We start from the raw sequence: 12,221 nt of genomic DNA, 5'->3' as shown, positions 1-12,221 counted from the left end.
TCTGACTCGCGTTTCATTCGACGGCCGGCATCACTCCGGCCGGCACGACGGGGAGCTCGACAGGGCGCACCGTCGTCAGGGGCAGCTTGCGGACCCACAAAGCGCCGGCGGTTCCAAGCAGCGCGACCAGTGCCATCGTCAGGAACACCGCGCCTTTCAGCGCGCTGTAGAGCGGGCCGGAAAGAAGCACGAACGCCCCCATGCCGATGCCCATAATGAAGGCCGAATACAGCCCCTGGCCGGATGCCGACAACGACGGATGCACCCGTTCGGTAATGATCTTCATCGCAGCCATGTGGGAAGCGCCGAACGTCAGCGCCTGCAGCACCTGAGCCGCCATCAGCAAGGGCACGTTCGCGCTCATGCCGATACATGTCCAGCGCAGGGCGGCGGCCAGCCCGCCCAGGACGATCACGTTGACGGGACCGAGACGGCTCACCAGCGAACGCCCGAACGCGAAGAATGCGATCTCCACGGCGAGGCTCCAACCCCAGAGCACACCGATCATCGAATCGGACAGGCCCTGCTGCTGCCAGTAAAGCGAGCCAAACGTGTAATACGCGGCATGGCTGCCCTGGATCAGCAGCGTCGACGCAAGGAACAGGACGAACCATTTACTGGCGAAGAACGGCGCGGAACTGACCTTGCCGGCTCGCTCGACCACCACGCGCTCTCGCGGCAGCAGGCATGCGGCAACGAAGACCATCGCCGCCGCACCGACGATGAACCACAACAGCGAGCCGCCGCCGAACATGTTCATCACCTTGCCCGCTGCGACCACGACGAGCATGAAGCCGACCGAACCCCACAGCCGAATCTTGCCGTAATCGAGGCCGTGAGCACGCGCCTGCATCGTCGCAATGCTCTCGCACAGGGACATGATCGGAGACCAGCAGGCAAACGCAAACGTCGTCAGCAGGAAGATGGTGACGAAGCGATCCGTTTGCGTGAACATCACGCACCCGGCCAGCAGACCGAATGCCAGCAGGATGATGGCTTCGCGCTTGCGACCATTACGGTCGACGATGCCCGAGACCACCGGCGTGAACACGATCTTCAGCGCGAACGCCAGCGCGGTCAGCGTCGCGATCCCGGAGGGCGAAATGCCCTTCGAATTCAGCCACACCGGCCAGAACGGCATGTGGATCCCGATGAAGGAAAACATGCAGAAGTACATGAGCCCCAGGCGAAGCTTCATGAATCGATCCATTTTGTGTCTCTCCAATTAATTGAGAACGGCAGAGCAGAACGGTTCCTCGTCACGCGGCGCTTGCTGGTCGCGCACCGGCGCGTCCGGCAACAGCCGTTCGGCCAGCCAGTCCGTCAGGTCCACGCTGTACTGCCCGATGTGGTTCAGACAGACGTGTGCCGCGCGCGGGTAGATCACGGCCCGATGCCGGCCGGCCCAAGCCTGCTCGAGCAGTTCAATGCCCGACACGGGGAAGATGTCGTCCAGCGCACCGTGAATCGAAAGCACGTCGGTCTCGCAACGCCGCGACAAATCCAGCCGTAGCGCGTCGAAACGCGCCTGCATCGCCTCGACGTCGTCCGGCATGAATGCGTATTCGAAGTCCTCCTTCAGCCGGCGCGGCAAGGTGGCGTAGGGCGCGAGACTTGGGCCGCCCGACAGGTTCACCACGCCGCGGAACAGATGCCCCGCATGCTGCGCCACGCGAAGAGCCAGATAGCCGCCGAAGCTCACGCCGAAGAAGCCCAACCGTTCGCAATCGACGGCATTCCCTGCGCGCAGCGCACGCACCAGTTCCGGCACGATCAGTTCGACGCGCGGATCCAGTGGCGTGCGGCCGACCTGCCGCCCCTGTCCTGGTCCTTCGAACAGCAACGCCGCCATCCCGCGCTCGAGAAACTGCTCGGCGAACGCGAACGGTTCGAGCTCGGTGACCGAATCCAGCCCGTTCGACAGGATCACGCACGGCGGACGCGGACCGTACCGGCGATTGCCGGTCGGCAACAGCAGGTAATAGGGAATCTCGCCGCCCTGCCAGCGCACCACGCCCATCGATACGTCGAGATCGCTGTCCTTCAGCGACTCGAGAAAGCAGTCCCGGACACGCTCACGCAGCCGCGTCTTGCGCTCCCGGTCGGAGAAATACATGAACTCGGCCCAGTGGAAGCTCGCCGCGGCGGTGCGATAGCAGCGCGCCCGGCCCGGCCCGGGATGCACCCGCTTCGCCTGCTCGACGCACGCGATGCCGTGACGCTCCCACCTGATCATCCATTCGTCCCAGAACGCGCCCGACGCGAGGTCGGTGCAGCCGATCGGGAAATCGTGCAGCGCCTGCACGATGTCCCCCCATTGCAGTTGCGGACCACGAGCCGTATGCAGGAACATCATGCGCGGCATGAAGTATTGGCACGCCTCGTACACGCCTCCCGGCAGTCTCAGCGATCCGCTCATGCCGCCTCCATTGCCGTGCGCTGCAGCCACGCGCCGCAGGCGTCGACGGCGGCCTGGCTGTTGCGGGCAATCAGCGCACTGATCCGCGCCTTGTTCTCGCGCAGGTCTGCGCTCCCGAATGCCTGCCGCGCCATGTCTTCGTCGATGCGAATCCGATGGGCTGAAATCACTTCGCAACCAGCCGCGGAGGCCACGACCCGCCATTCGCCTTCATGTGCGCGCAGCAGCGCCGGCGGCTCGGGCTGGAAGTAACGAATCGACAGCGCGTTGGCGTCGCAGCGGCGAATGCTGCGGAAACGCTCACCGCCCCGCTCCGCGGCGATCGTGAGCAGGAATTCCTGGTTGACGGTGTCGTCGTGCAGGATGTCGATGCGTTCGCAATGCGGAAGCACGTCCGGCCATGATGCGACATCGGCCAGGACGTCGTAGACCTTGTCCGGCGGGAACGGCAGCGAATGGCGGGTTTCGAACGACGCGCAGTCCGCGCGCTGCCGCTCGACGAAAGAACGGATCGCCCCCATCTCGCTTTCGCCATTGCGGCAAGTGAATTCGCGTATGAAATCGACAGCCGCCGCCACGTCGGCTATATCCGGCCGGATGCCCGTGACGTCCGCCTTGACCAGAAAGTCGCGCGTGACGTGCAGGACGCAGCGGCGATCCGACAGCGGCACCACCCGCCATTGACCACCCATGCGCTCCAGCAACGGCATCGGCACGCGCAGGTGAAAATCTATTCTGAAGATCTCGGGACGGTACGTCCGATGCGTTTCCCACGACACCGGCAGGCCGCCCTGGATGGCGTCGATGCGGACGACTTCCGCGTCATGCTCGCGCGACACCACGGTCGCGGACGTGCACGCGTCGATGATCAGCGGCCAGTTGCCGACATCCTTCAGCGCGTCGTAGACGTTTTGCGCCGGTGCGTCGCAAACGATCGCGTGCATCGTCGAGAACGCCCGCGACGGCTCACGCGGCAGGTCAGGCTGCTCGGTTGCGGCTTTGATGCTGCGCAACTCGCGCAGGGAATTCGAGCGAATCGCCCGCCGCACGAATGCTTCCGCCGCGGCGTTATCGTCCACGCCATCGACCACGCCGGCGACCGGGTCCGCCAGCGTGAACACATGCTCCAGCACCAGCAGGCTCTGCTGCTGGTTGACCACGATCACGCGCCAGCTGGTCGCCATGTCCCGCACCAGCGCCATCGGCTTCACCGATTCGACGTCGATGCCATACACGTCGGGCAGGAACGTCCGCCGCGACTCCCACTCCATTTCCAGGCCATTGACCGTCGCACACACCCGGATGTGCTCGCCACCGTCGTCTTTCCGCAAGTGCGTCACCGCCCGGCATGGCTCGAACAGCTCGGGCCAGCGCGCCGAATCACGGATGATGCCGAACACGCGCTCCGGCGCCGCATTGCACACGATCGAACTGGATTCAGACAGTTGCATGGTTCATTTCCGCCATTTGAATTGTGATCAGCGACGCCTCGACTAACGCGCCCGCCACCGCACGGCGCACGATCTTGTCGTTTGCATTCCTGGGAAACGGTGCCGCGCTCACGAACAGGAAGGACGGCCATTTTTCTTCACTGAGCGTTTGCCGCAACCTCGACCTGATCCGCGCCAGCAGCGCGTCCGGGGTGTCAGCAGCCGAGTTCGGGTAGATGCAGGCGACCGGATGCTCGCCGAACCCGCCACACGCCGGCCAACCGGCCAGCACGACCTCGCCGATACCAGGCACCGCGGCCAGCACGCCCTCCACCTCCTCCGGGTAGATCCGGTGGCCGTTCGGCGTCAGCAGGCTCTCGCTGATACGCCCCTTGAGCACCCATTCGCCGTCCGGGCCGATACATGCGTAGTCGCCCGTCGGAAACCACTCGGGGAGCGGCTCGACGCCGCTCAGCCCTGCGTCGAAGTAACCGGCCATCAGGCCGTCGCCTCGCAGGACGACCTCGCCTTCCGCACCGGGTGTCGGCGGCACGGGCGCGGCTGCCCCGTCGCGCAGCGCAACTTCGAGCGTGTCGTCGGGCCGGCCGACGCAGTGGAGCTGCCGCTGTGGCAGGCCCATCCGATGGTCGCTCTCCGTCAGCCAGCAGAATGGCCCGAAGGTCTCGCTCAGGCCGTATCCCTGCACCCAGTCGCAGCCGATGCGGCGCCTCGCCTCTTCCAGCACGGACAGCGGAAGCGGCGCCGCGCCATACGCCATCACCTGCATCTGCTCCAGACACACGTCGTCCCGCACCATCGCGTTCAGGAATCGCTGCAGCGTGACGGGACGCAGCATCGCGTGCGTGATGCCGAGCCGCGCCATCTGAGCCGGCCACCGGGAGACATCGCGGCCCTCCGGATAGAACAGGCTGGCGCCATGCAGTACGCTGCCGAACGAAAAAATGATTCCCGTCGTGTTGTTCATCAGCCCGGACTGGAAGATCCGGCTGTCCGCTCGAAACGAGAGGCGCCGCGTCACGCTCGCGATTCGCCTGCAGATCAGTGCCTCGGAGATACTGATCGCCTTCGGGCGAGCTGTCGTTCCGCTGCTGAACAGCATGAGGAAATGCTCGACGGGGTCAGGCGCGGCAACGACCAGCGAGTCGTGCCGCGCCGCGCGCGCCGATGCCGGATCGACACGGCTGCGCAGACTCGCAATACCTTGCGCCTGCAATGCGTCGGCCGCGACCGGGTCGGACTTGACGTACAGCACGTGATCCGGCCGCACCAGTCCGTGCAGGTCCTGCCACTCCTGGACTGCAGTGTCCGCGAGGTTGTACGGCATGACCACCTGCAGGCCGAGCGCGCTGGCCGCCGCCAGGGCGAACAGCGCCTGTTCGTCATGGTCGGCAATCAGCAGGATCCGCTGCCCCGAGGCAATGCCTGCTCCCTGCCACCGACGAATCGTCAGCGCGACGGCGCCACGGAGATCGTCGGACGCATAGACTCCGCCTTTGCCCGTCAGCATCGCCTTGCCGCGTTCGCCTTGAGCGGACGCAATCAGTGAAATCAACTTCATTAGCGATCCTATTTAGTTGGCTCCGCATTCAGGTTCGTGCGGAGCCGCCGTGATCAGGCGACTGGCTGCGCCGCGTACACGCGCGTGGCGGCAACGCGTGCGCCATCGGGTTCCGACAGCATCTGCGCCACGAAGGCCGCAATATCGCAACCGGTCTCCCAGCTCCGCCGATGCGACTTGTCGATCGAGATCGAGAACCGTTTCTCGATGAGCTGCGCGAAGTCCGTCAACTCGGTCGAATCCATGTCGTACTCGAGATCCAGATCCGCCGACATGTCCACGTCGCTCGCCTGCAGCCCCAGATAACCGGCGATCATTTCCTGGATCACTTTCGTCACGTCTGCATTCATTTTTTTCCCTTTCATCTTGATGGTGGTCACGCCCTCAGCACTGCACCAGCCCTAGCGTGCCGATGCCGCCGCGAGGGCTCATGCGCTGGATGATCGCTGCCGAGCAGCCGGCGTCCGGGCGATCGCCGGATTCGTAAAGCGACGCAGACAGCGTGCCGCTTTGCAGGTGACGCGCCGCCAGGACGGCCTCGAATACGCCGGACAGCGCGAACATGTGGCCGTAAGCCGGCTTGCTGTTCACGACAGTGACGGTCGGGGCCATGTCGCCGACGACATGGCGGACCCATTCCGACTCCTTCGCCAGCATGCCGTCGCGCACCAGGAGCGCCGGATTCCCGGCATCGCCGGCCGCTTGCTTCAGCGCGTCGTACATGACACGCGGGATCAGCGACTCGGACGGACAGAAACCGTCCGCCGCGCCGCTGACTTCGCAATAGACCCGGGCGCCGCGGGCAAGCGCATGTTCCCGTTCCTCCAGCATCAGGAACGCGGCCCCCTCGGCGAGGTCGGTGCGCACCTCCTCGCCAAGAACTGCGCCACGCGCGCTCGCCGGGCTGCTCGGGTGGCCGAGTACCGCGCGAACGTAGGGCGTGTTCAGCCCTTCCGCCGCCCCGCACAGCGCCGCCTTGACGCGCCCGCTCTGCAACGCGGCGATGCCATTGCCGATGGCCTGCAGGCCCGCGACGTTGCGCGCGGAAAAGGTCTTGGACAACCCCTTGATTCCGTGCTCGAGCGAGATCTGGCCCTGCAGGGCAGCGGGAAACCACGCGGTGGCGACGTACGGACTCATTTCCTTCACACCGCCGACGTGCAGCCCGCGGACCTGCGGCTCGATGTATCCCCAGCCACCCAGGCAATTGCCGACGAACACGCCGACACTCGCCTTGTCGATCCGGCCGGCCGCCACGGCGCTGTCCTCGAGGCACTGCCCCGCGGCGCTCAGGCCATAGACGACGAACGGGTCGATCTTGCGCTTCAGCCTGGGCGGAACGAAACGCGAGGAATCGAAATCCTCGAATGAGCGGAGCCGGGTTCCATTCGCCAGCGGAACCGACAGAGCGGAGCCTTGCCCGAGCCGCCCGGCGCTCAGCGCGTCAACGCCGCCATGCGGACTGACCAGGCCGAGCCCGGTAACCACGATTCGTTTTCTTGCAGACATGGCTCAGATCGCCCTCAGAACAATGACGCTATGGATTCCAGAAAAACCGCTCGACAGCTTCAGCGCGACGCGAAGCCGCGAGTCCCTCGCCTGATTGCCCACGTAGTCGAGGTCGCACTGCGGATCCGGCCGGCGATAGTTGATCGTCGGATGGATCTTCTGATGCCGCATTTCCAGGCATAGCGCGACCGTCTCGACAGCGTTGGCCGCGGCCAGGCTGTGCCCGGTCATCGCCTTCAGCGAATTGACCGGAATGCCGTAGGCCCGCGCGTTGAACACAGACTTGATCGCGTTGGTCTCGTTGATGTCGTTCTGCGGTGTCGAGCTGCCATGAGCGCTGATGTGATCGACGTCGTCCGGCTGGCATCCGGAATCGTCCAGCGCCTGTCGAATACAGCACGCCAGTTCGGCGCCGTCCGGCGCCAGATCGGTCATGTGATAGGTGTTGTTCACCGACGCATAGCCGGCCAGCTCCGCATAGATGTGCGCCCCGCGCCGCATCGCGTGCTCGTACGACTCCAGCACGAACACGCCACTACCTTCCGCAATCACGAACCCGTCGCGTTCCACCGTATATGGGCACGATGCTTCCGACGCCGGAACGGTGCGGCTGGACAGCGCACCCAGCGCTTCGAACGAGCCAATCGACAGAGGACATAGCGGCGCCTCGCTCGCGCCGGCAATCATGACGTCCGCAGTGCCGGAACGAATCTGATCCAGTGCGTAACCCAATGCGTCCAGTCCGGCGGTGCAGCCCGTCGACAGGTTCGACACCGAACCCGCCACGCCGTATTTCGTCGCGATGGCGGTCGCGGCCAGACCAAAGTCGAACGAATCATAGAACCCGTCCCGCACCCTGTCGGGCGCCACGTCGGCCTCGCCCGATCCGGTCAGCGTCTTCAGGTTTTCCTCCATCGAGGCCGCGTCCGCGATCGCGGAGGAAATGGACACACCGACGCGCAACGGGTCATGTCCGGACACATCGATGCCAGCATCCTCGACTGCCATCCGGGCGGCGGCCAGCGCGAACTGGACGTAGCGGCTATGGCCGGCTTCCGAGGCGGACTCGTCGGGCCGGAAATCAGTCACCTGGCCGCTGGCCGCACTCTTGAAACCGAACGCCGCGCCCCACCCGTAGGGCTTGATGCCGCTCACGCCCTGCAACGTGTTGTTCCAGAAATCCTCGACGCCGATACCGTTCGGTGCGACGACCCCAAGGCCTGTAATGACGACTCTTCGGCTCATCGCGCGCTCCCGGTGTTGTCATGCGCACCATCGGCAAGTGCGTCCAGGAGGTCGCCCTGCAACGCGCCACGAGCAGCAGCCGACAGGTCGAAACTTTCGTCGAACACGCGCTCCTCGACCATCAGGCGACCGATCATCTCGAAATCTCGTGCCGAGAGTTCGAAATGTCCGAACCGGAACTTGTAGCCCCAGTTCTGCTTGCCCGCCGTCAGATCCAGACGATCGAGCAACGGATGTATCGAGATCTCGCGGCATGGCAGGTACGCGATGTCGCGCCGATACGGAATGAAATCGGGCGCCATCTGAAACTGGTACGTGTCCTCGCCGGTCACGCGTCCGATCGCCGTGAATTTCTGGCATTTCTCGGTTCCCTTGAACTCGAGAACGGGCGAATAAAACACGATGCCGTCGCCCACGGACATCCGGGCCAGCGGCCCCTTCTTGCCGTGGCAGACCTGACAGAATCCCCCTGCTTCGCCGCGCTTGATATGCTCGCGAGACACCACACCGCACCAAAATTTGCTCATACCGTCCCCATCCAGGCTTGGTTCATCCCTCCCGCTCCTGCGGAGCGGGAGGCGGACAAAACGTGTCAGGCCTCGCTGACAAGCGCCAGAATGTTGTGCACGGCTTCCGGCAGACCCTTTTGCATGTGCGGCCAGATTTCGGCGGAAAAGAAGCCCGCGGCATCCGCGTTGATTTCCGCACGGACTTCGTGCGTCAGGTGGATTTGCTCGCCGGCCTTTTCGACCCGGTGGAAATTGCGGATCACGCCGAACGGCAGCACCGCTTCGTCGGAGAATTCTTCGCCGGCCGTGACGGTTTTCAGTTCGACTTCGATCGGCTCACCGCCTTGCGGGGTCAGCGAAAAAACCGTGCCGGCCTTGAAGTTGTTCCGGATTTCCGCTTGCGCGATGCCGCTGTCCCATTTGCTCCAGTTATTGACGTCCGCCCAGATGCTCCAGACATCGTGCACGTTCGCCTTCGACGTCGCGGTATAGGACGAAACGAAATTGACCTTAGACATTTTCATACTCCTTCTCAGAATTAACAGTTTCAATTTCGGCCGAATCAAAGAACACCTGATCCTTTTCTCCGAGCCAATAAGCACGCGGGTGTGCACCCACTTCGACCATCACGCCGTTCAGGGACCAGTTCGGTTCGTTCAGTGAACCGGTATCGCCCCAGAACGCAGGATTGAAGAATTCAAGAATCACGTTGGTATGCCAGATGAGTCCCAGCTTCGTCAGCGTCATCTTTTCCGCGGAGATTTCGATCAGCCCCTTCTTCAGCAGCCGTTCGATTTCTTCCGAAAAATCTTCGAGCAGGCTCGTCCCAAACTTGCTCTCGTAATACTTGAACTCGATTTCAAAATAAAGCAGTGCGAAAACGATGTAGCGTTCGCGCTGCACACGCGGCGACATATGCGATGTCACGGTGCTGATCAGGAATTCACCGCGATTGACCGTCTCGACATATTTTTCGACGTCGGTTTCGGTTCCCAGGCGATAGCCGTCGAAATAGCTGTACGAACCCGGCCCGACCGCCAGCGTGTCCACATAAACTTTCCAGTTCCAGTGGTTGTACATGTTCTCGTAGCCCGGCTTGCAGAAATGGTCGACCATGTACATGCGATAACCGTGCTGCTCCGCGATTTGCAGGGCCTCCCGGTACATCGCCTTCACCATCGGGGTTTCCGGATCTTCCGGCCGCTTGACCTTGCCGTTCTGGATCAGGCGACTTTGCGGCGTGGCATCGTGGATCCGGTACAGGTAGATCGTGAAATGCGGAACATCCAGCTCCGTCAGCATTTCCAGATCCTTTTTCCAGATCTCCATGGTGTGGCCAGGCATGTTGAACATGAAATCCAGCTGGATATTGCGCAGGCCGCGCTTCTGAAAGCCCCGAATCACCCGGATACTGTCGTCGGCCGCGTGCGGCGAACCCACGACCGAGAGAATCTCCTGCTGGAACGACTGCACGCCCAGACTGATGCGATTGATTTTCGACGACGCAACGTAATCCATCTTCTCATCGTCGAAGTCGCGTGCATTGCCTTCAAGCGTGAAGCCGCACGCTTCCGCGATATTGAAATGCTCGTAGACGGTATCGACGATGCGCTTGAGGTTCGCGGTCTTGAGAATGCTGCCCGTACCGCCGCCGATGTAGATATCGCGGACGACGCCCGTTTTCCACTTGTTGAAGCCGGACCAGTGGATCAGGTCCTTGACCAGCGCGTCGACGTACGCGTCCTCGCGGTTACGCTTGTCGTTCTCCGGCAGCAGGCTCGCGAAATACGGGCACGACTTGCAGCGCGTTCGACAGAACGGAATCCCGATATACAGAACAAAATCATCGCCCTTCTGCTCCATATCGATCAGCTTCAGGAAATCGTCACCATCCTGATTCCGGTACATCCCCGGGGGATAAAGAATGAACGGGAGGTAGCATTTCTTCGGATACGGAACGCGCTCCAAGCCTGCAATCTCTGACATAACAGCCCTCTCTGTGGTTTTGATCTTTCTCAATATCCAATCAAATCTTCAAAGCAAAGCCACAACCCTGCTCCATGCGGCATCGGCCTTTTCCAACTTGATCGGGAAGCAGCACACCTTGAACCCGGTCCTGACGGGCAGATTTTCGAGATACCCCAGTCTTTCGATCTGGATATATTCGCAGTCGCGGCCATAGAAGTGCGACGGCCATAACCGCCCCTGGTCCCCGGTCTGCTTGTATGCATCGATCATTTCGCAAAATGGAGCATCGAAACTGAATGCATCGGTTCCGATTATTTTCACGCCTGCCCCGGTCAGATATTCCAGCGCCGATTTATCGATCCCGCGATACTCGGTAAAGTATTTCCGGCTGCCGATATTTCTGAATGCCCCGGTATTGATCAGGACAATATCCCGCTCCTTCAGGACGTGTCCGACCTCGATCAACTTTTCCCTCACGGCATTACCATCGATCACCCCGGAGTCGTGACTGAAATCAAGCAGCACCCCGTCGGAAAAGCACCACTCCAGAGGAATCTCCGTAACGGTTTTCGGCCGTTCCGCGCCTTTGCGCCAACCGTAGTGATAAGGCGCATCGAGATGCGTGCCGGTATGCGTCGTCAACGTGTAAGTCATCAACGACAGCCCCATTTCGTCCGGAAAGTCCTTGTGATCGATGAAGTACTTCCGCGGCTTGAGCAGCTTGCACACCAGTTTCTCGAACCACCCCTTCGCCTTGAAGTGCAGGTAACTCGCGCCCAGTACGTCTGCCCCCTCTCGATGCGAGAGCACTTTCCGGCCGATCGCTTCCGGCTCCCAGAACGTCTCATCGATGCTGACGCTCAGATCAATAATTCTCGGCATTGGATGTCTCACGCAAAATCGTCGAAAAAGGCACCTGGATCACCGAATCGACGCGCACGCGATTCCTTTGGGAAATCGCGCAAACGAATTCCTGCCCATAAATCACGGCATCGTTGCCCGCACGGCTCGCGACGAAGCGCGTCATCTGCCGATCCCGATCGACCAGCAACGCATGAAGCGGGATGCCGCTCAACTTGCCGTAGGCCTCCGTCCGGCACCAGGAGCCGAACGCTTGCTTCCGCAGCCATTCCTCGTGGCCGCTGTAGCCGTCCCAGGTCGGGAAGCCCGGAAAGAACCGGGTGCACAACGCAACCATGTCGATCGGCCGGTCCACCGCCTCCACATCGAGCCCCAGCGGGCACCGCGAAATGCCTACGGCACAGATGCCACCCGACGCCGCGTAACTGAAGTACAGCGGTTGCCGCCCGCGCCGACTCAGCAAATACGGCCTGCCGCTGGCGCCCTCCATCCGGATGCTGTGATGCGGCGCGTACTGGCGCAGCACGTACTCGCGGACATGACGGCGGAATGCGAACAGCCGCCGCCTGCGAGACAGCCGGATCTTCCCGTAGCGAGCCCGGTCGTCGTCCCGGATCAGAATCGGCTCGCAAACGGGATCGGCATCCGACAGCGTCACGATCCAGACCTCGGCGCCTCGTGGAATGGCCCTCGACATGTTC

12 protein-coding genes are annotated in these 12,221 nt (G+C 62.5%); all 12 read right to left on the bottom strand.

Features of this window, described 5'->3' with window-relative positions; translation table 11 throughout:
- Nucleotides 1–13: 13 nt before the first annotated feature.
- A complete protein-coding gene (locus tag LGN17_RS32300; protein WP_226200963.1) occupies nucleotides 14–1,198 on the bottom strand; it encodes an MFS transporter in 1,185 nt (394 codons plus the stop codon).
- Nucleotides 1,199–1,225: 27 nt separating this feature from the next.
- Entirely contained in the window at nucleotides 1,226–2,419 is a 1,194-nt protein-coding gene (locus LGN17_RS32295; RefSeq protein ID WP_226200962.1) for an alpha/beta hydrolase family protein, read from the bottom strand.
- Nucleotides 2,416–3,870, bottom strand: a complete 1,455-nt coding sequence (locus LGN17_RS32290) for an aromatase/cyclase (RefSeq protein WP_226200961.1) — start codon at nucleotides 3,868–3,870, stop codon at nucleotides 2,416–2,418. Before LGN17_RS32290 ends, LGN17_RS32295 begins: the two co-directional genes overlap by 4 nt.
- Nucleotides 3,857–5,428, bottom strand: coding sequence for a class I adenylate-forming enzyme family protein (locus tag LGN17_RS32285; RefSeq protein ID WP_226200960.1), 1,572 nt, complete (start codon nucleotides 5,426–5,428; stop codon nucleotides 3,857–3,859). Before LGN17_RS32285 ends, LGN17_RS32290 begins: the two co-directional genes overlap by 14 nt.
- 53 nt (nucleotides 5,429–5,481) lie before the next feature.
- Nucleotides 5,482–5,808, bottom strand: coding sequence for an acyl carrier protein (locus tag LGN17_RS32280; RefSeq protein WP_226200959.1), 327 nt, complete (start codon nucleotides 5,806–5,808; stop codon nucleotides 5,482–5,484).
- Between the two features lie 4 nt (nucleotides 5,809–5,812).
- The gene (locus LGN17_RS32275) at nucleotides 5,813–6,916 is read right to left on the bottom strand and encodes a beta-ketoacyl synthase N-terminal-like domain-containing protein (protein WP_226200958.1); all 1,104 of its coding nucleotides are present in this window, start codon (nucleotides 6,914–6,916) and stop codon (nucleotides 5,813–5,815) included.
- Between the two features lie 24 nt (nucleotides 6,917–6,940).
- Nucleotides 6,941–8,182: a beta-ketoacyl-[acyl-carrier-protein] synthase family protein gene (locus LGN17_RS32270; protein WP_226200957.1), complete on the bottom strand. Its 1,242-nt coding sequence runs from the start codon at nucleotides 8,180–8,182 to the stop codon at nucleotides 6,941–6,943.
- Nucleotides 8,179–8,709: an EVE domain-containing protein gene (locus LGN17_RS32265; RefSeq protein ID WP_226200956.1), complete on the bottom strand. Its 531-nt coding sequence runs from the start codon at nucleotides 8,707–8,709 to the stop codon at nucleotides 8,179–8,181. The genes LGN17_RS32270 and LGN17_RS32265 overlap by 4 nt, the downstream gene beginning before the upstream one ends.
- A gap of 65 nt (nucleotides 8,710–8,774) precedes the next feature.
- Nucleotides 8,775–9,242, bottom strand: coding sequence for an SRPBCC family protein (locus tag LGN17_RS32260; RefSeq protein ID WP_226200955.1), 468 nt, complete (start codon nucleotides 9,240–9,242; stop codon nucleotides 8,775–8,777).
- Nucleotides 9,202–10,677 carry a coproporphyrinogen-III oxidase family protein gene (locus LGN17_RS32255; protein WP_226200954.1) on the bottom strand — a complete coding sequence of 492 codons (1,476 nt, stop codon included), beginning with the start codon at nucleotides 10,675–10,677 and terminating at the stop codon, nucleotides 9,202–9,204. The genes LGN17_RS32260 and LGN17_RS32255 overlap by 41 nt, the downstream gene beginning before the upstream one ends.
- A 48-nt stretch (nucleotides 10,678–10,725) precedes the next feature.
- A complete protein-coding gene (locus LGN17_RS32250; RefSeq protein ID WP_226200953.1) occupies nucleotides 10,726–11,541 on the bottom strand; it encodes a cyclase family protein in 816 nt (271 codons plus the stop codon).
- Nucleotides 11,525–12,217 carry a hypothetical protein gene (locus LGN17_RS32245; protein WP_226200952.1) on the bottom strand — a complete coding sequence of 231 codons (693 nt, stop codon included), beginning with the start codon at nucleotides 12,215–12,217 and terminating at the stop codon, nucleotides 11,525–11,527. Before LGN17_RS32245 ends, LGN17_RS32250 begins: the two co-directional genes overlap by 17 nt.
- Nucleotides 12,218–12,221: the final 4 nt, after the last annotated feature.

Source organism: Burkholderia sp. AU30280 (assembly GCF_020420125.1).
Lineage (GTDB): Bacteria > Pseudomonadota > Gammaproteobacteria > Burkholderiales > Burkholderiaceae > Burkholderia.
The sequence above is the reverse complement of the archived record's forward strand: the minus strand, read 5'-3'. Positions and strand labels throughout refer to the sequence as shown.

What these genes read in the sequence shown, in the direction of transcription:
- LGN17_RS32300 (WP_226200963.1), bottom strand. Translation starts at nt 1,198, where the DNA reads ATGAAGCTTCGCCTGGGGCTCATGTACTTCTGCATGTTTTCCTTCATC.
- LGN17_RS32295 (WP_226200962.1), bottom strand. Translation starts at nt 2,419, where the DNA reads ATGAGCGGATCGCTGAGACTGCCGGGAGGCGTGTACGAGGCGTGCCAA.
- LGN17_RS32290 (WP_226200961.1), bottom strand. Translation starts at nt 3,870, where the DNA reads ATGCAACTGTCTGAATCCAGTTCGATCGTGTGCAATGCGGCGCCGGAG.
- LGN17_RS32285 (WP_226200960.1), bottom strand. Translation starts at nt 5,428, where the DNA reads ATGAAGTTGATTTCACTGATTGCGTCCGCTCAAGGCGAACGCGGCAAG.
- LGN17_RS32270 (WP_226200957.1), bottom strand. Translation starts at nt 8,182, where the DNA reads ATGAGCCGAAGAGTCGTCATTACAGGCCTTGGGGTCGTCGCACCGAAC.
- LGN17_RS32265 (WP_226200956.1), bottom strand. Translation starts at nt 8,709, where the DNA reads ATGAGCAAATTTTGGTGCGGTGTGGTGTCTCGCGAGCATATCAAGCGC.
- LGN17_RS32255 (WP_226200954.1), bottom strand. Translation starts at nt 10,677, where the DNA reads ATGTCAGAGATTGCAGGCTTGGAGCGCGTTCCGTATCCGAAGAAATGC.
- LGN17_RS32250 (WP_226200953.1), bottom strand. Translation starts at nt 11,541, where the DNA reads ATGCCGAGAATTATTGATCTGAGCGTCAGCATCGATGAGACGTTCTGG.
- LGN17_RS32245 (WP_226200952.1), bottom strand. Translation starts at nt 12,217, where the DNA reads ATGTCGAGGGCCATTCCACGAGGCGCCGAGGTCTGGATCGTGACGCTG.